Source organism: Methylomicrobium lacus LW14, from assembly GCF_000527095.1.
GTDB classification, from domain to species: Bacteria; Pseudomonadota; Gammaproteobacteria; order Methylococcales; family Methylomonadaceae; genus Methylomicrobium; species Methylomicrobium lacus.
The window spans coordinates 3281067-3298532 of record NZ_AZUN01000001.1 but is presented as its reverse complement, the minus strand read 5'-3'; the positions used below and the strand labels follow the sequence as shown (position 1 = coordinate 3298532).

Here is a 17466-nt window from a genome sequence, read left to right as displayed (position 1 = left end):
CGACCATGTCCGATGTTGCGCCAAAGCCGTCCGATCAGAGACTCGAACGCATGCCCGACATCGGTTGCGCGCCGGCCGGCTCGCCCGCCGAAAGGCACCTCGCCGAACTTTGGGAGTCGGCGCCCGGCTGGCGCGGCTGGTTGTCGACGGTCGATCACAAAGAAATCGGGCTGCGCTATCTCGGCACGGCGTTTATTTTTTTGTTGATGGGCGGCATTGAGGCGCTGATCATGCGGCTGCAGCTCGCGCGTCCGGATCAGACCCTGCTGACCCCGGATCAATACAATCAACTGTTCACGATGCATGGCGTGACGATGATTTTTCTGTACTCGCTGCCGGTCTTGTCGGGGTTTTCCAATTACCTATGGCCCTTGATGCTGGGCTCGCGCGATATGGCTTTTCCGCGCCTGAATGCACTCTCTTATTGGATATTCCTGTTTTCCGGCATTTTTCTTTATTCAAGCTTTCCCTTGGGACAGGGGCCGAATGCAGGCTGGTTCAACTACGTACCGTTCGCGGGATTGGAGTACAACCCCGGACCCAATATCGACGTGTATGCGCTCGGCATGGTCCTGTTGGGCATTTCGACGACCGTCGGCTCGATCAATTTTGTCGTTACGTTGTTCCGGATGCGCGCGCCAGGCATGTCGATCGATAGGGTGCCGATACTCGTGTGGGGAACGCTGACCGCGTCGGTCGCCAATATCTTTGCGGTGCCCTCGGTCAGTCTTGCCTTTTTTCTGTTGTGGCTGGACCGCCATGCAGGCACGCATTTTTTCGACGTGATCAACGGCGGCAAACCGATGCTCTGGCAGCATCTGTTCTGGATGTTCGGCCATCCGTGGGTGTATGCGGTCGTGCTTCCGGCCATGGGCATCGTTTCGGACGCGCTGCCGACCTTTTGCCGGCGCCCGCTGGTCGGCTACTCCGCGGTGGCGCTGTCGACGATGGCGACCATGCTGCTCGGTTTCGGCGTCTGGATTCATCATTTGTTCGCTGCCGGTTTGCCGACGCTGGCGATGTCGTTTTTTGGCGCGACCAGTATGGTGATTTCGATTCCGAGCGCGGTCGCCGTCTTTGCCTGGATCGCAACGATCTGGCTCGGGCGTCCGGTTTTCAACACGCCGTTCCTGTTTTTTGCCGGTTTTGTGCTGCTCTTCGTGATCGGCGGTCTTTCCGGCGTGATGACCGCGGCGGTGCCGCTCGATTTTCAACTGAACGAAACTTATTTCGTCGTCGCGCATTTGCACTACGTGTTGATCGGCATCAATGTCTTTCCGGTCGTGGGCGGCATCTATTACTGGTTTCCCAAATTCTTTGGCCGCATGATGAATGAAACCCTGGGCAAGTGGAGCTTCTGGGTCATGTTCATCGGTTTTAATCTGGGCTTTTTCCCGATGCATCTGGCAGGACTCCTCGGCATGCCGCGGCGGATCTATACCTATGCACCGAATATGGGCTGGAACACGGTCAACCTCGTGACCTCGATCGGGTCGTTCATTTTTGCGGCCGGCATTTTGATCTTTCTGGTAAACGTTGCAGTGAGTCTGCGGCGCGGCGCTGTCGCATCGGCAAATCCCTGGGACGCTCCGACCCTGGAATGGGCGACCTCTTCGCCGCCGCCGGCCTATAATTTTGCGGTCATTCCGTTGGTCGCGAGTCGGCATCCGCTATGGGAGGACAGACTGGCTGAAGGTGAAAGCCGAACCCGTCTGAAGGAAGGCTATTTACTGATGGAAGGCCGGGAAACGATCGGCACGACACCGCTCGACGCCAAACCGGACATCATTCTCAAAATGCCTGACGATTCCTATGCGCCGTTTTTTCTGGGCCTGTTTAGCGCCTTGGTATTTACCGGTTTGCTGCTGGATTGGCGGCAGTTCACGATACTGATGCTCCTGGCGTCCGGCCTGTCGCTGGTGGTCTGGCTGTGGCCTAGAAAAAGCCTGCTGCAGCGCGTAACGAGCGGCAAGCGCGCCGAGGGAGGATTTCATGGCTGAAAGAGTGCAACTGGACAAACTCTTGCCGGTGGGCAGCGCGGGCAAGCGATCCGGCGGCTGGTGGGGCATGTGGACGCTGATCGTCACCGAAGGTTCGCTGTTCGGCTACCTCTTGTTCACCTATTTCTATCTGGCGTCGCAAACCGAACAATACTGGCCGCCTGAAGGGCCGCCTCTTTTGTGGATGCCAGGCCTCAACACCGGCATATTACTCACCAGCAGTTTATTCGTTTGGGTGTGCGAGCGCTGCCTAGCCTCCGGCCGGCCCCGTTGGAGTCTGGCGTCGATGGCGATTGCATTGATGCTCGGCATGGGTTTCGTGCTGATTCAGCTCAACGAATGGCAAAAGAAATCTTTTGATATGACAACGAATCTGTATGGCTCGTTGTATTTCACGATTACCGGATTTCACATGCTGCACGTGCTTGTGGGCCTCTTTATTCTAATGATCTTGCTGATCTGGATTGCGCTCGGTTATTTCGATCACCGACGCTATGCCGCTGTCACGATCGGCGGCTTGTATTGGCATTTTGTCGATGTGGTGTGGTTGTTCGTATTTTCCACCCTGTATCTGTTTCCCTATCTGGACTCGACCTGATATGAATCCTGCAACCGGATCTAAACCGTCAACCGAACCCCCTCTACTCAATCAGGGAAAGGAAGGGCCCCTTCGCACTCTGGTTGCCTTATTCGGCGCGCCGACCGCATGGATGGTCCAGCTTTTGTTGAGCGAACCGCTTGTCGCCCATGCCTGCTATCCCTATCAGACGCCTTTGGCCGCGCCGCTCTGGGATGGATTAGCCTTATTATTGGCTTCGCTCAGCCTGATATGCCTGGCCTTTGCGCTGCTGTCGGGCTTCGTGGCCTGGACGTCATGGAGACAAGAGGCGAGCCAGGCATCAAGGGGCGGAAACCCCGTCGAGATGACAGCCGGGAGGAGACGATTTCTAGCAAAACTCGGCGTCATGTCGAGTTTAATCTTCATCGTGGCGGTGATCTTCAACATCTGCGCGGCATTATTGACGCCTCTGTGCAGTTCATGGTTTTAACGGTCATGCGATTGGCTTGTGTCCACAAAAGCGATTTGAATGGTACGGCAGCCAGAAACGTTGCCGTCATCTGTGCAGCCTTTTTCTCCGTCCTTGTGATGGCTCAACCCAACGATTCCTCAGGCATCAGCCGCGGAGCTTATCTGGCCAGGGCGGGCGACTGTATTGCCTGCCATACGGCCGAACCGAAGCAAGCGCCGTTTGCCGGCGGGCTACCAATCAACTCGCCTTTCGGCGTCATTTATTCGACGAACATTACGCCGGATCGGGTTTATGGCATCGGCAACTACAGCTTGGACGATTTCAGCCGCGCCGTGCGGAATGGCGTTGCCAAGGACGGACGGCGCCTGTATCCGGCAATGCCTTATTCTTCATTCACGGCGATCACCGATGAGGACATTCATGCGCTCTACGACTATTTCATGAATGAGGTAACGCCAGTCAGTCAGAAGCCCCCGGAAACGAAGCTGCCGTTCCCTTTTAATATACGCTTGAGTCTGTTGTTTTGGGATGCCGCTTTCGTCAAGCATCAACGCTTTCAACCGCGGAGCGATCAGGATGGCGTATGGAACCGGGGCGCCTATCTTGTGCAGTCGCTCGGTCATTGCGGCGCCTGCCATACGCCGCGCGGACTTGCCTTCCAAGAAAAAGCCTATGCGGAAACGTCGCCACTGTATTTAAGCGGGGCGGAAGTGGACAACTGGTATGCGGCGAATCTGAGAAGTGATCCCGCTTCCGGTTTGGGACGCTGGCCGGAAGCAGACATCGTTGCCTTTCTGAAAACCGGCCACGGCGGCAAGATGGCCTCGCTCGGCAGTATGACCGAGGTGATCGAAAACAGCACGCAATATTTGCTTGAAGACGACCTGCAGGCAATCGCCCGCTATTTGAAGTCGCTTTCGGCGCGCGGTGAAAAGTCATCCTATCGGCTCGATAGGCCGGACGTTGCCGTCGAATTGTTGACCATGGTAACCGGCGCGATTGAGCGCCCGGGGGCGGGAATTTATGAGGCATTCTGCGCGAAATGTCATCTGATAACCGGGAATGGCCAAGCCGAAAAAAAATATCCGAAGCTCGCCGGAAATTCGCTCGTTCTTTCGGAAAATGCAACATCGCTGATCCGTTTACTGCTCGAAGGAAGCGCGACTGCCGAAACGCGTCTGGAGCCGAAGCCTCAGAAAATGCCGAGTTTCGCAAAGAAATTGACCGACCGGCAGATAGCCGAGGTGCTGAGCTTTATACGCGATAGCTGGGGCAACAATGCAGCCCCGGTGACGACACGGGAGGTCTTATTGCTGCGAAACGCTTTACGGAAGCCACCGTGATCGAATCATTAACGCTGCCGAAAAAAGATCAACGAAAAGTGTCACTACACCAAGGGCAACAAGCCGGTAAGTTCCATTGGATGGCCGTTACACTGATCGCTAAACAAGCACCACTGGCCTATGAAGGGAACTTGACCGCTGTATCTTTTGTGGTTATCTTGCCTAATCTATTGAACGCACTCAAGCCATCTGGACAAATCGTTAGACAGTGAAGACCGAAATGGACGTCTTAGCCACTATTCCCAGCGTTGCCCATGCCATTCAACAAGCCGTCGCGCCGGTCTTCCTGCTGACCGGAATCGGCGCGATTTTGAGCGTGCTGACCAATCGCCTGGGCCGTGTCGTGGACAGGTTCCGCTTATTGAATGAAATGCAGGAAGCCGCGGCCGCAACACATCGGGATGAGATGCGCACGTTGTCGCAGAGGGCGCGCTGGAACCATTCGGCGATCACCCTGTGCACGGTGTCGGCCTTGTGTATTTGCTTGTCGATCGCGGCGCTGTTCATCGGCGCCGAATTGCGCGTCGACCTGTCCGGCGCTGTCGCCCTGCTGTTCGTCGCGGCAATGCTGGCGCTGATCAGCGGTCTTTTGTGTTTTTTACGCGAAATTGCGCTGGCGACCGGGGTGATTGAGATGCGCAAGCCGTAGAGCTTTCGCACCCACGGCCGTTGCTGGCCGGAAGCCAAGGCGACGAGGGTTGCTTAAAGGCGCATTTCAAGTCTTGTTAACGTCCATAATAACCGCCAGACGGATTGCCCTGCCAAGGGCGATTGCGATCATAGGATCTTTCCCTGTACTCATCATCGTCATCATCCCCGTCATGGTCGTGTCCGCGATAGTTTCGGTCGTAGTCACCTCGGTTGCCATAGCCGTTTTGATCATACCCACCATAGCCCGAGCGCGGGTAATTGCCCGAATAGGGCGCGGTCTCGCCGTAGCCGCCGCCGTAGGGAGTGGGATAGGAATAGCAGCCGGTCTGGGCCAGAAGCGTCAATAGGGCCGCGACAGGAGTCATAGCGCTTGGAATGTTTCGTTTCATCAGCATTCTCCAGAATCATTTGCGTTTATGCTATCGTAGGCTCGCTTAATGCCTGCTGAACGGCTTTTTACCGAATTGAATCGAGACAAGCCCGCCTTGATCTGGATTAAGTTTAAAGCGAAGGCGGCAATTCGGTGCCGCAGATGCGGCAATAGTTGGCGTCCTTCTCATGGCCCGGATGCCGGCAGCGCGGGCAAGTGCGCTGATCAGCCTTGCGCTGTTTTTTCATTTCCTTCGACAACTCGGCGGTGAAAATGCCGGTCGGCACCGCGATGATCGCATAGCCGACGATCATCACGATAGCCGAGACCGCGCGACCCAGATCGGTCTTGGGCGTGATGTCGCCGAAGCCGACCGTGGTCAGGGTCACGACCGACCAGTAGATGCTGACCGGTATGTTCGTGAAGCCGTTTTCCGGGCCTTCGATCAGATACATCGTCGAGCCGAACACGATCAGCAGCGTCGAGATCGTTAACATGAAGATGGCGATCTTGAGCCGGCTGGCCTTCAGCGCATTGACCAGAATATTGGCCTGATTGATGAAGCGGACCAGTTTCAGCACCCGGAAAATGCGCAACACCCTCAGGATGCGGATGACCAACAGATAATGGGCTCCGGGAAGGAAGAGGCTCAGGTAGGAAGGGGCGATCGACATCAGGTCGATGATGCCGTAGAAACTGACGAGATATTTGATCGGCTTGTGTATACACAAGATGCGCAGACCGTATTCGAGCGTGAACAGAATCGTGAAAAACCATTCCGCCGCGTAAAATTCGTCTCCATATTTCTGATTGATTTCGGCGACGCTGTCCAGCATGATCGTCAACACGCTGGCCAGGATCAGGATCATCAGCGCAATATCAAAGCCCCTTCCGGTCGGCGTGTTGGCCTGATAGATGATCTGATACAGCGTATGCCGCCAGCTCTCTATGCGCATTCTCATGTTCTTGGGACCTCTTCCTGAATGTTTCATCGGTTCATCGTGCCATAACGGCATCATCACGGACAATTTTATTCGCGATTCCGCCCGTCTGTAATCCGCTTTTTTGGCCGTTGCTGTTTCATACCCTGACAATGAAACAATGTCCGTTTCAATTGAAACACTTTATGATACAAAAATAATCGGAAGCTGGCGGCCAGGGCTTGGGGAGCCTTTAGCAATCACAACTCTCGTATCATGGCATAAGCCTTGCTTATTCCATATCGAAAGCCGTGTTTTGGCTTATTCGCTATCCTCATCCTCACCTTCTCTCGAATGGCGCAATCCAACCGGGGAAGGTATTTTTTTCATAGCCGTTGCCTTATAGTACATAAGGGGCTATGCCTGCCTATTCGATTTTCTTATTTACAACGACCTGTGCGTCGGCGATCATCAACGCGATGTGGCGGAAACCGGGCGATGACTCTGAATCGGAAGCCTAGCGCTTGGAATTTTTTCCAGGTTTTTCGGCCTATTACGGATATTAAAACGTAAATAAACTTGAAAAATGATTGACTATTTAGTAGAATTCTCGGTCTTATTTATTGATCCTTTAAAAGCAAGACCGAACTAACGATGAAAACATTTAGTGCAAAACCTGCAGAAGTTAAGCGCGATTGGTACGTGGTTGATGCGGAAGGGAAGACGCTTGGCCGTCTTGCTTCTGAGATTGCACGCCGTCTGCGCGGAAAACACAAACCGGAATATACCCCGCATGTGGATACCGGCGACTACATTATTGTCGTGAATGTCGAAAAAATCGGCGTCACCGGCAATAAGGAAAAGGACAAATTATATCACCACCACACCGGCTATATCGGCAATCTGAAGACCGTCAGCCTGGGTAAGTTGAGAAAAACCTTTCCTGACCGCATCTTGACCACCGCCGTCAAAGGCATGCTGCCTAACAACCCATTGGGCCGCGCGATGTTCAAAAAATTGAAAGTTTACGCCGGTCCGGAACACGACCATCAGGCGCAACAGCCCAAAGTATTAGAATTTTAAGCGAGTAATCCATGGCAGCAGCTCAATATTACGGTACAGGTCGTCGTAAAAGTGCAATTGCACGCGTTTACGCCACCAAAGGCACCGGCAAAATCACCATTAACCAAAAATCGATCGAAGACTATTTCGGCCGCAAGACCGACCAGATGGTTTCCCGTCAACCGCTGGAATGCGTTGAGATGGAAGGCCAATTCGATGTGAACGTCATCGTCAAAGGCGGCGGCCCATCCGGCCAAGCCGGCGCGATCCGCCACGGCTTGACCCGCGCGTTGATGGAATACGACGAAACTCTGCGTCAAGCCTTGCGTAAGGCTGGCTATGTGACCCGCGATTCGCGCGTCGTCGAACGTAAAAAAGTCGGCTTGCACAAAGCAAGAAAACGCCCTCAATACTCAAAACGTTAAGCGTTCGGTATGGTTGCGAGTGGCCAGGCCGCTCACCCAAAGAGGCTGCATTTCATTCGGATGCAGCCTTTTTTATTGCCTTGAATAAATGAAAATTAACATTATTGTCATATAAAGCGGTTAAACTGTACCATTTGCGCATCATCGAACCATCGCTCAATGAAAATATCCATTGTTGTTCCCGTCCATAACGAAGCCGGCAATATCTTGCCGTTGCTCGAAGAAATCGAACAAGCCATGACGCAGGCGGAGGCCTATGAAATCATCTATGTCGATGACGGCAGCCGCGATCAAACCGAAGCCGAACTGAAAGACGCGATGCTGCGCTTCAACGCCTTACGCGTGATCAGACATAACCAGAGCTGCGGCCAAAGCACTGCGGTGCGCACCGCAGTCAAGGCGGCGGTTCATCCCTGGATTGCGACGCTGGATGGAGACGGGCAAAACGATCCCGCCGACATCCCGCATTTATACCGAGCCTTGCTCGATAAAAGACAAAGCACAGCGAATCTGTGGATGATTGCGGGATGGAGAAACAAGCGTTACGACTCGAAGTGGCGCCTGTTCTCGTCCAAATTCGCGAATACGGTCAGGTCCACTTTGCTCGGCGACAAGACACCGGACACCGGCTGCGGCTTGAAAGTCTTCGCACGGGATAAATTTTTGGAATTGCCCTATTTCGACCACATGCACCGGTTTTTGCCTGCCCTGGTGATTCGGGCCGGCGGCACTGTCATTTCGGAACCGGTCAATCACCGGGCGCGCGGCGTAGGCGTTTCGAATTACGGCACGCTCGACCGCTTGTGGGCCGGCATCACCGATTTGCTGGGCGTGATCTGGCTGCAACAACGTGCAAAATTACCGGAGGTAGACGAAATTGAACGTGGATAAAGAAACCCTCTGGCTGGCTGTCGGTTTTCTGGGTCAAGCTCTGTTTTCCGCGCGTTTTCTGGTGCAATGGATCAAGAGCGAAAAAGAGAAAAAAAGTGTGTTTCCGATCGCATTCTGGTATTTCAGCATCGGCGGCGGCGTGACGCTGCTGGCCTATGCGGTCTACCGGCAAGATCCGGTTTTCATTCTCGGCCAAGCCTCCGGATTATTGATCTATTTCCGTAATCTATATTTTGTGATCTACGAACGCAAACAGCTCAACACCTGAGTTTCCGCCAAAGATTCATCGCCTCGGATCGATATGTATCAATTACTGCCCGTCAGAAGCTGGGTGTTTGTAATCTGGCTGGTTTTGATCAGTTTCGCGCTCTATGCCCGGCCCTTGCTGCCGGTGGATGAAACCCGCTACGCAGCGGTGGCCTGGGAGATGTGGCAACGCGGCGACTTCCTGGTACCCCATCTCAACGGCGAACTTTACAGTCACAAACCGCCGCTTTTGTTCTGGCTGATGCAGCTGACCTGGCTGCTGTTCGGCGTCAATGACTGGTCGCTGCGGCTCGTTTCCCCGCTCTTCGCGCTCGGCACCGTGTATTTGTCCGCCGCGATGGCCCGGCTGTTATGGCCGGAACGTCAGGCGATCGCGGACATGGCGCCGATCATGCTGCTGGGCTCCGGTTTCTGGATCGTTTTCAGCACGCTGACCATGTTCGACATGATGTTGGCATTTTTCGTCACGCTGGCCATTTATAGCCTGTTGCAGCTGGCACATGCCGGGCTGACGCTGCCGCGCTGGCTGTTGCTGGGCGCGGCCATCGGCGGCGGCGTGATGGCGAAAGGCCCGGTGATTTTGCTGCACGTGTTGCCGGCGGCCTTATTGGCGCCCTGGTGGCTCAAGGATGCCAAGCCGGGATCATATTGGCGGCACTGGTATGCGGGGCTTGTTTTCAGCATCCTGCTGGGCGCCGCCATTGCGCTATGCTGGGCGATTCCGGCCGGGATTGCGGGCGGCGAAGTTTACCGGAACGCAATTTTCTGGGGACAGACGCAAGGTCGCATCGTCGAGTCGTTCGCGCACAAGCTGCCGTGGTGGTGGTATGCGCAGTATCTGCCGGCCCTGCTGTTGCCGTGGCTGCTGCTCAAACCGTTTTGGCTGGGCCTGAAGACGCTGAATCTACATGACGCCGGCCTGCGTTTTTGCGCGGCCTGGGGCGTGCCCTTATTTATCGCCTTTTCGCTGATCAGCGGCAAACGCGTGCATTATCTGCTGCCGATGTATCCCTTGTTTGTGTTGGTCCTGGCCAGAGCGGCGGCAGCGGTTAACGCCCGTCAAATCGATTGGCGGCGCGCCCATCATGCCTACATCGCCTTATTGGCTTTGATCGGCGTCGCGATCGCAATCGCGCCCTGGGTCAACGCAATGACGTTTCGCAACGCCGAATTGGCGACATTGTCCCCGCTATGGGGCATCTTCTTGTTGCTCGTTGCTGCATTATTGTGGCGCCATGAGGCCCAAAACGCCCAGGAGTCAGTCTTTACGGTCGGCATCGCGACAGTGATCGCCTTGCTGGTCGTCTCTTCGGCCTTTTTTTCGCTCAGAGGCGAGCGTTTCGATACGCAGGAAACCGGCGTAAAGATTGCCGAGGTTTTCGCCCAAAACCGAGAGGTCGCTTATCTGGTCGCCGTTTATCACGGCGAATACCAATTCAGCGGGCGCTTAACGAAGCCCATCAAAACGCTCGTCGGTTTACGCAACCTCGAGAAATGGCGAGCAGAGCATCCGGATGGCTATGTGCTGATGCGTTATAAGAACGCGTCCGATTTGCCGACGCCCTTTCCCTATTATCATCATCGCCACAAGGGTTTTAATGTCGCCTTGCTGCCGATCGATGCGTTCCTGAACCATCCCGAGCTCAATAAGATTTTGATTTATTAAATACCCACTCAAACTTCTCTCTAGTTCCGAGCATATATCAGACCTCAAACTGCCAAGGTCTTTTTCCTATCATTTAAACCCGCAATCTCGACCGCCTGTCCCTTGGCTGCACAATTTGGATCAAGCATTCAGCCTTACTATTAATAGGGTATTTTTATGGATTCTGTTTCCTAACTGCCGAATGCATCCTCCTCTCTACGCTATGCAATAACCCATTGATATATCGAGTTTGTCGGGTAATTCGGCAGGCAATCCGTGATTATATCCACGCAGCCGAATACCGGCATCCTCGTCTTTTTGACAAGCGCACAGATGAAATATATTGGCATCTGTTTAAATACTTAATACTTAATATTTAATTAAACCTTTTCGGTTTTATATGCCTGTACCGTATACTCTATGAGCCATGGTCTTGCGCAGAGTTCGGCAGTTTTCATGGCATCCCTATTCGGATAGGATTTTATGATCGCCAGTTCCTGGTGATAGCAAGGCAATGACTGTCACTCATTCATGGACCGAACCTTTCGCAATTGACTCTCTGTCGAGAGAACTATTTTAGATCCGCTACAAAGGAGAATGACCATGAACATCAAACACAAGATATTGACATGCAGCGTTTTCACTGCGGGCTTGCTGACAACACCCTTAGCCTGGTCTGCAGACGATTGCGTTGCGCAGGAATGCGGCCAAATGATTGCGCAATTGGAACTGCTAAGAAATCAGGTCGACGCAAGCCATTCCGATATTAAAAAATTGGAAACGGCCCTGACTTTCGTGAGGCAAGACATAGATGCTTTACAAAGCGGAAATTCAAGAAAATCGGGCTCGATGACGAACGCAAATCAACTTCAACGCACAGGTCGCGGCAATCGCAATCGAAACGCTTATCCTAATTAATCGGCATTATAAAAAAAGCCGCCAGCGTTTGCGGCAAAAACGAAAAACACCACGGCACCTAGAATTAGTAATAAAAAAAGCCCGCCCTTCTGTAGAAGGGCGGGCTTTTTTGTGTACTTACGCCTTATATATATCGCGGAGACGTCTATTTCCAGATCGTGACGATATTCGTGAAATCGTCGGTCCACGGCTTCAGGCCGAAGGTAATCGGCAGCTTTTGCCATTTGCCGAGGCTGCTGCTACGCAACGGATCGAGCGTCTCCGGTTTTTTCGCCATCACCACCCAGTCCGTGGCCGCAACCAGCGGAATTTCCTGCTGCGGCACGAACTCCTGGAGCAGCGCGTCATAGTGCAGTTGCTTGGCGTGATCGGCCAGCACTTTTTTCAACGCCAGATGGCGGTTGGTAATGTGCAGCGCGAGGATGCCGTTCGGCTTCAGCTTCTGGAAATACAACTGAATCGCTTCCTGCGTCAACAAGTGCGTCGGAATCGAATCGGAGCTGAAAGCATCGATTACGTATAAATCGAATTTTTGATCCGGTTCTTTTTCGAGCGACAGGCGCGCATCGCCGACCCGCATGGCCACCTTCGGATTGCAGCCGCTGATATAGGTAAAGTATTTCGGATTGCTCGCGACCTCGACGACCAGAGGATCCAGTTCGTAGAAAGTCCAGTTTTGCGTCGGCTTCGCGTAGCAGTTCAAGGTGCCGGCGCCGAGACCGACGACGCCGATCTCCCAGTTTTGATCGACATTATCGAAAACGCTGAACACCTGCCCGATCGGCCCCGGCCGGCTGAAATAGGTCAGCGGCGTCAGCGCATGCTCGGCAGTCAGGCGCTGCGCGCCGTGCTTGGTCGTGCCGTGGTAAAACTCGTGGAATTTTTCCGGTCGGCCTTCTTCATCGGTCAATACGCTCTCACGAACCGACAGCACGCCGAAGAAGGTGCGGTCCTGGTATAGCGTGTTCGACAACAAACCATGCAGCCCCATCGTGAAGAAAATCAGAATGCCGGTCGATAAAGCCATCGTCAACGGCCGGTCCCTGAACGCATAGAGCAAACCGGCCAACACCAAGAGACCGACGCCGATCGTGTCGAGATATTCCGGCAAATCATGGATGCCCAGATACACCGCGATGCCGAACACCAGCAGTAAGATAGGGAACAGCGCCTGTTTCAGCCAGTCGATCTTGTCGCTGCCGAGGGACAGTTTCAGGCCGGGACGCAAGAGCAGTGCCGCAACGATCATGATCGGGTATTCATACACGCCGTTGAACACGAAAGGCGCGACGAAGGTGTTGAACATGCCGCCGAGCATGCCGGCGAAGGACATGATCAGATAGTAGGTCGTCAAATACCGGGTATGCGGCCGGGCCTTGGCCAGCTCGCCGTGGCAGACCATCACCGCGACGAAGAACGCGGCCAGGTGCAGAGCCAGATTGACCCAGTACGGAATGATCGCCGGATTGATGAACGAATAGGCGATGAATGGCAGCAATACCATCGGTTGCAGCTTGACCATCCAGGGATGAATCAAGTCATGCCATTTCGAAAACACGATGATGAAGGTCAGGAGGTACAGCGTCAACGGAATGATCCACAGCAGCGGCACCGAAGCAATGTCGGTGCTGATGTAATTGGTCAAACCGAGCAACAGGCTCGACGGCACCAAGGCCAGAACCAGCCAGTGCAACTGGGTCAGAGGGCTCAGGCCATCCTCTGCCCCATTTTCTTCCTCAACGATCGGATTTTGCTGATGCGATTTCCATAACATGAAGGCGCAACCGGCAATCAAGAGGCACAACAGCACATAACCGATGCTCCAGTCCGCTTTTTGCTGATCCAGCCCGATATTCGGCTCCAACAGAAACGGATAGCTGAGCAGCGCGATCAGGCTGCCGGCATTGCTGGCCGCATACAGGTAATAAGGATCATGGCTGGTATGGTGGCCGACGTTAGCGAACCATTTCTGGATCAACGGCGCGGTGGTCGAGACCACGAAAAAAGGCAGGCCGATCGCGATGAACAAGGTCCACAGCAGCCAGAAAGTCGGATTGCTTTCGGTCGGCGGCGCCGCGTTTTCGGGCATCGCGACCGGCAGCGCCAGCAAGCTGACCAGCATCAATCCGCCGTGGATCAGCACCTGTTTATGGGTGTTTTGCCGAGTAGAAAGCAGGTGCGCATACAAATAGCCGAGAAAAAGCAGCGTTTGGTAAAACACCATGCAGGTATTCCAAACCGACGGCGATCCGCCCAGCAAGGGCAGCAGGATTTTTCCAAACATCGGTTGCAGCACGAACATCAAGGATGCGCTGCTGAACAGGGTCGCGGCAAACAAAAAGATCAGAGATAAACGGCGGTCGTTCGAGTTTTCTGAAGGCAGGCTCATAGTGGTTTAAAGCGGCTCGCTAATTATTATTTTTTGAGGCGCTAATGATAAAGCATTTGGCCGCGAATGAGGGACTTTAATCCGAGGTTGGGGTAAAAATTCGCCTATTTTACTGCAGAATGCAGCGAAGGATTGGTTTGTGGATTAAGCGGTGGGAAACGAGAGAGATCTTAATTCCTTAGCCGTATCGTTTCCATACCGCGATCATTTTTTTGCACTCGGAGCGCCACTGGCAATCATTGAACTGGCTACAGAGGTCCTCGACGCCGATCCTGAAACACGGCAAAAGCTGGCAGGCGCATTGAATCGCCTGGATCAGGTCGGTTTTCGAATGAATATTTTCTGGGTGTTCGACGCCGATCGAATAAGCCAGTCTTTGCAGACCGATCAGGGTGGTCTCGCCGTCTTCTTCCAGAATGATCAGATAGTCCTCGACCTGCCGTTTGACGTAGTCGAGTTCGGCCTCGAACCAGTCGTCCCAGTCATGGTTCGGCGCAAAGCCGCGTTTCTCGGCCTTGAAATACGCGGCGACCGCAATCCATTCGTGGCGTTTTTGGCTTTCCTGGGCCCAGCGCTCGCCGCAGGCTTGGGCGCTGGGCGTAGTCTTGGGCGAGATTTCGGCGTTTTGCTCGCCCGGAGAGGGTGATCGGCGATTCTCGGGACTCGTATTCATGCCATCTTTCTTGTGTAGATTAAGCCGGACGGGTTATTGACCTCGATCGGATAAGATTGGTGCAATTTTTATAGGGTGTAAGTGTTTAAACTTTTGGGCCGCTCAGCAAGAATGCAAGAAGACTTTACCCCTAAATATCGGGGGCAAGCGATCTCGTTCGGAGCGGCCTAACGCCGCCTGTTAATGCGCTTCATCCCAATTGTCGCCGACGCCGACGTCGACGAGCAGAGGGACTTTAAGATCGGCGGCCGAGTTCATCAGCGTCCTGATCCTGTCCATACAATGATCGAGGCGGTCTTTGGCGACTTCGAACACCAGCTCGTCATGCACCTGCATGATCATCTTGGCATCCTCGCGCGCCTCGATCAGCCAGCGGTCGGTCGCGATCATCGCGCGCTTGATGATGTCCGCCGCGGTGCCCTGCATCGGCGCATTGATCGCGGTGCGTTCGGCATATTGGCGCTGCGCCGCATTGCGCGAATTGATATCGGGCAGATACAGCCGCCGTCCGAACAGCGTTTCGACATAGCCCTGCTCGCGGGCCAAGGCCCTGATCGAATCCATGTAGTCCTTGACGCCCGGATAGCGCGCGAAATACAGGTCGATATACGACTGCGCCTGGCCGCGCGTGAGGCCGAGCTGCTGCGCCAGGCCGAACGACGACATGCCGTAGATCAGCCCGAAATTGATCGCCTTCGCCGAACGGCGCAAATCGTGCGTGACCTGCTCCGGCGCGACCCCGAACACTTCCGCCGCGGTCGCGGTATGCACGTCCAAGCCTTCGCTGAACGCCTTCAACAAACCCGCATCGCCGGACAGATGCGCCATGATGCGCAGTTCGATCTGCGAATAGTCGGCCGCGACGATCTTGTAACCCGGCGGCGCGATGAATGCCTTGCGGATCTTGCGGCCTTCCTCGGTGCGTATCGGAATGTTTTGCAGGTTCGGGTCGGACGACGACAAGCGCCCGGTCGCGGCGACCGCCTGATGATACGAGGTATGGATGCGGCCGGTGTTCGGGTCGACCTGTTCGGGCAGTTTGTCGGTATAAGTCGACTTCAGCTTGCTGAGGCTGCGGTGTTCGAGAATCAGCCTGGGCAAGGGGTAATCGGCGGCCAGCTCCTGCAAGACCGACTCGTCGGTCGACGGCTGGCCTTTCGGCGTTTTCTTCAGCACCGGCAGTTGCAGACGATCGTACAAGATCTCCTGAATCTGTTTCGGCGAACCCAGATTGAAACTGTGCCCGGCCAGATCGTGCGCATGGTGTTCGAGGCTGATGATTTGGCTAGCCAGCTCCATGCTCTGCTGCGCGAGCATGTCGGTGTCGACCGCGACGCCGTTGCGTTCGATGCGGGCCAGCACGCTGAGTAGCGGCACTTCGATGTCCGCATAGAGCCGGTACAGCGCATCGTGCTCCGCGAGCAGCGGCCGCAGTTTGTGATGCAAACGCAGCGTGATGTCCGCATCCTCGGCCGCATACGGCCCGGCCTCTTCGATCGCAATTTCATCAAAGGAAAGTTGCTTCGCGCCCTTGCCGGCGATGTCTTCGAAGTGGATCGTGTCGACGCCGAGATATTTCTTCGCCAGGTCATCCATGTTGTGCTTGGTCGCGGTGCTGTTATAGACGTAAGACTCCAGCATCGTATCGTGCGCGACGCCCTTCAGATCGATGCCTTCGTTCGCGAGCACATGCAGGTCGTATTTGAGGTTCTGCCCGAGCTTGGCTTTTGCAGGATTTTCGAGCAGCGGCCTGAGGCGCTCCAGAACCCGGGTTTTGTCGAGCTGCTCCGGCGCGCCGGGATAATCGTGCGCAAGCGGCACATAGGCCGCATGTCCCGGTTCGACCGCGAACGACACGCCGACGATGCGCGCCTTGCTGTAATCGAGACTGGTCGTTTCGGTATCGAACGCGAACAGCTCGGCATTGTCGAGCTTGGCGAACCAGCGCTCGAAATGCTCTTCGCTCAGCACCGTTTCATAGTCGGTTTTGCCGGGCGGGGTTTCCGGTTCGGAGATAGGCGCCGCCGTTTCGCTGCCGAGAGTTTTCAGCCAGGTCGTAAAGCCGAATTCGGACAGCAGCGCCTTCAATTCGGTAGGATCTGCCGGTTTGCGTTCGAGGTCGTCGATAGCGTAAGGCAGATCGATGTCCCACTTGATCGTGGTCAACTGTTTGGACAGCGGCAGTTGTTCGAGGCTCGCGCGCAGATTTTCGCCGATTTTGCCGGTGATCTTGTCCGCGTTCGCGATCAGATTGTCCAGCGACTCGTATTGTTCGAGCCATTTCGCGGCCGTTTTCGGACCGACCTTCGGCACGCCCGGAATGTTGTCGACCGCATCGCCGATCAGCGCCAGGTAATCGATGATCTGGTCCGGCCTGACGCCGAATTTGTCGATCACGCCCTGGACGTCCATCCGGCTGTTGTTCATTGTGTTTTCGAGCATGATATGCGCGTTGACCAGTTGCGCCATGTCCTTGTCGCCGGTCGAGATGATCACCTCGAAGCCGAGCTGATCGGCTTTCTTCGCCAAACAGCCCAGCACGTCGTCCGCCTCGATGCCCGACTCGACGATCAGCGGCAAGCCCATCGCCCGCACCAGCCGGTGCAAGGGTTCGATCTGGCAGCGCAGATCGTCCGGCATCGGCGGCCGGTGCGCCTTGTATTGATCGTAAAGGTCGTGCCGGAAAGTCTTGCCGGGCGCATCGAAGATCACCGCGAAATGGTCCTGCGGATAATCGCTAAGCATCTTCCTGAGCATGTTCGATACACCGTACACCGCATTGATTGCCAAGCCTTGCGGACTGGTCAACGGCGGCAGCGCATGATAGGCGCGGAACAGGAAGGACGAGCCGTCGACGAGAATCAGGCGTTTGGTGGTCATA

General features: G+C 54.8%; 16 protein-coding genes. 11 read left to right on the top strand and 5 right to left on the bottom strand.

The features are described from left to right. The first annotated feature begins 5 nt into the window (after positions 1 to 5). From ctaD to METLA_RS0115295, 5 genes are all read left to right on the top strand, one after another. Positions 6 to 2000: a cytochrome c oxidase subunit I gene (gene ctaD, locus METLA_RS0115315; RefSeq protein ID WP_024299386.1), complete on the top strand. Its 1995-nt coding sequence runs from the start codon at positions 6 to 8 to the stop codon at positions 1998 to 2000. Then, entirely contained in the window at positions 1993 to 2598 is a 606-nt protein-coding gene (locus METLA_RS0115310) for a cytochrome c oxidase subunit 3 (RefSeq protein WP_024299385.1), read from the top strand. Before ctaD ends, METLA_RS0115310 begins: the two co-directional genes overlap by 8 nt. A gap of 108 nt (positions 2599 to 2706) precedes the next feature. Beyond that, positions 2707 to 4374 (top strand): cytochrome c, encoded by a 1668-nt coding sequence (locus METLA_RS0115300; RefSeq protein ID WP_245598808.1) that lies wholly within the window; start codon positions 2707 to 2709, stop codon positions 4372 to 4374. After that, positions 4371 to 4586: a hypothetical protein gene (locus tag METLA_RS20985; protein WP_036281793.1), complete on the top strand. Its 216-nt coding sequence runs from the start codon at positions 4371 to 4373 to the stop codon at positions 4584 to 4586. Before METLA_RS0115300 ends, METLA_RS20985 begins: the two co-directional genes overlap by 4 nt. An 8-nt stretch (positions 4587 to 4594) precedes the next feature. Next, positions 4595 to 5023 carry a DUF2721 domain-containing protein gene (locus METLA_RS0115295; RefSeq protein WP_024299382.1) on the top strand — a complete coding sequence of 143 codons (429 nt, stop codon included), beginning with the start codon at positions 4595 to 4597 and terminating at the stop codon, positions 5021 to 5023. Between the two features lie 76 nt (positions 5024 to 5099). Here the strand turns inward: METLA_RS0115295 and METLA_RS22685 are convergent, their stop codons facing one another. After that, complete coding sequence (locus METLA_RS22685) at positions 5100 to 5414, bottom strand: hypothetical protein (RefSeq protein WP_152539454.1); 315 nt, start codon at positions 5412 to 5414, stop codon at positions 5100 to 5102. A 112-nt stretch (positions 5415 to 5526) separates the two neighbouring features. After that, a complete protein-coding gene (locus tag METLA_RS0115285; protein WP_051459786.1) occupies positions 5527 to 6357 on the bottom strand; it encodes an ion transporter in 831 nt (276 codons plus the stop codon). 612 nt (positions 6358 to 6969) lie between these two features. On the opposite strand from METLA_RS0115285, the gene rplM reads away from it, so the two are divergent. The 6 genes from rplM (at position 6970) to METLA_RS0115255 (ending at position 11523) form a co-directional block, all read left to right on the top strand. Next, the gene (gene rplM / locus METLA_RS0115280; protein ID WP_024299380.1) at positions 6970 to 7398 is read left to right on the top strand and encodes a 50S ribosomal protein L13; all 429 of its coding nucleotides are present in this window, start codon (positions 6970 to 6972) and stop codon (positions 7396 to 7398) included. An 11-nt stretch (positions 7399 to 7409) separates the two neighbouring features. Beyond that, complete coding sequence (gene rpsI, locus METLA_RS0115275) at positions 7410 to 7802, top strand: 30S ribosomal protein S9 (RefSeq protein WP_024299379.1); 393 nt, start codon at positions 7410 to 7412, stop codon at positions 7800 to 7802. Between the two features lie 159 nt (positions 7803 to 7961). Then, on the top strand, positions 7962 to 8693 hold the full coding sequence (locus tag METLA_RS0115270; RefSeq protein WP_024299378.1) for a glycosyltransferase family 2 protein: 732 nt from the start codon (positions 7962 to 7964) through the stop codon (positions 8691 to 8693). Continuing rightward, complete coding sequence (locus tag METLA_RS0115265; RefSeq protein ID WP_024299377.1) at positions 8686 to 8961, top strand: lipid-A-disaccharide synthase N-terminal domain-containing protein; 276 nt, start codon at positions 8686 to 8688, stop codon at positions 8959 to 8961. Before METLA_RS0115270 ends, METLA_RS0115265 begins: the two co-directional genes overlap by 8 nt. 33 nt (positions 8962 to 8994) lie before the next feature. Further along, complete coding sequence (locus METLA_RS0115260; protein ID WP_024299376.1) at positions 8995 to 10626, top strand: ArnT family glycosyltransferase; 1632 nt, start codon at positions 8995 to 8997, stop codon at positions 10624 to 10626. Between the two features lie 582 nt (positions 10627 to 11208). Beyond that, entirely contained in the window at positions 11209 to 11523 is a 315-nt protein-coding gene (locus tag METLA_RS0115255) for a hypothetical protein (RefSeq protein ID WP_024299375.1), read from the top strand. 145 nt (positions 11524 to 11668) lie between these two features. Here METLA_RS0115255 and METLA_RS0115250 read toward each other — a convergent pair whose 3' ends face one another. From METLA_RS0115250 to polA, 3 genes are all read right to left on the bottom strand, one after another. Beyond that, positions 11669 to 13912, bottom strand: coding sequence for a fused MFS/spermidine synthase (locus METLA_RS0115250; protein ID WP_024299374.1), 2244 nt, complete (start codon positions 13910 to 13912; stop codon positions 11669 to 11671). Between the two features lie 178 nt (positions 13913 to 14090). Continuing rightward, positions 14091 to 14585, bottom strand: a complete 495-nt coding sequence (locus METLA_RS0115245; RefSeq protein WP_024299373.1) for a DUF2934 domain-containing protein — start codon at positions 14583 to 14585, stop codon at positions 14091 to 14093. Between the two features lie 180 nt (positions 14586 to 14765). Further along, a complete protein-coding gene (gene polA / locus METLA_RS0115240; RefSeq protein ID WP_024299372.1) occupies positions 14766 to 17465 on the bottom strand; it encodes a DNA polymerase I in 2700 nt (899 codons plus the stop codon). Position 17466: the final 1 nt, after the last annotated feature.

Excerpts from the sequence above, each read along its gene's own strand:
- ctaD (WP_024299386.1), top strand. The coding sequence starts at position 6 with ATGTCCGATGTTGCGCCAAAGCCGTCCGATCAGAGACTCGAACGCATG.
- METLA_RS0115310 (WP_024299385.1), top strand. The coding sequence starts at position 1,993 with ATGGCTGAAAGAGTGCAACTGGACAAACTCTTGCCGGTGGGCAGCGCG.
- METLA_RS0115300 (WP_245598808.1), top strand. The coding sequence starts at position 2,707 with ATGGATGGTCCAGCTTTTGTTGAGCGAACCGCTTGTCGCCCATGCCTG.
- METLA_RS0115295 (WP_024299382.1), top strand. The coding sequence starts at position 4,595 with ATGGACGTCTTAGCCACTATTCCCAGCGTTGCCCATGCCATTCAACAA.
- METLA_RS22685 (WP_152539454.1), bottom strand. The coding sequence starts at position 5,414 with ATGAAACGAAACATTCCAAGCGCTATGACTCCTGTCGCGGCCCTATTG.
- METLA_RS0115285 (WP_051459786.1), bottom strand. The coding sequence starts at position 6,357 with ATGAGAATGCGCATAGAGAGCTGGCGGCATACGCTGTATCAGATCATC.
- rplM (WP_024299380.1), top strand. The coding sequence starts at position 6,970 with ATGAAAACATTTAGTGCAAAACCTGCAGAAGTTAAGCGCGATTGGTAC.
- rpsI (WP_024299379.1), top strand. The coding sequence starts at position 7,410 with ATGGCAGCAGCTCAATATTACGGTACAGGTCGTCGTAAAAGTGCAATT.
- METLA_RS0115270 (WP_024299378.1), top strand. The coding sequence starts at position 7,962 with ATGAAAATATCCATTGTTGTTCCCGTCCATAACGAAGCCGGCAATATC.
- METLA_RS0115260 (WP_024299376.1), top strand. The coding sequence starts at position 8,995 with ATGTATCAATTACTGCCCGTCAGAAGCTGGGTGTTTGTAATCTGGCTG.
- METLA_RS0115255 (WP_024299375.1), top strand. The coding sequence starts at position 11,209 with ATGAACATCAAACACAAGATATTGACATGCAGCGTTTTCACTGCGGGC.
- METLA_RS0115250 (WP_024299374.1), bottom strand. The coding sequence starts at position 13,912 with ATGAGCCTGCCTTCAGAAAACTCGAACGACCGCCGTTTATCTCTGATC.
- METLA_RS0115245 (WP_024299373.1), bottom strand. The coding sequence starts at position 14,585 with ATGAATACGAGTCCCGAGAATCGCCGATCACCCTCTCCGGGCGAGCAA.
- polA (WP_024299372.1), bottom strand. The coding sequence starts at position 17,465 with ATGACCACCAAACGCCTGATTCTCGTCGACGGCTCGTCCTTCCTGTTC.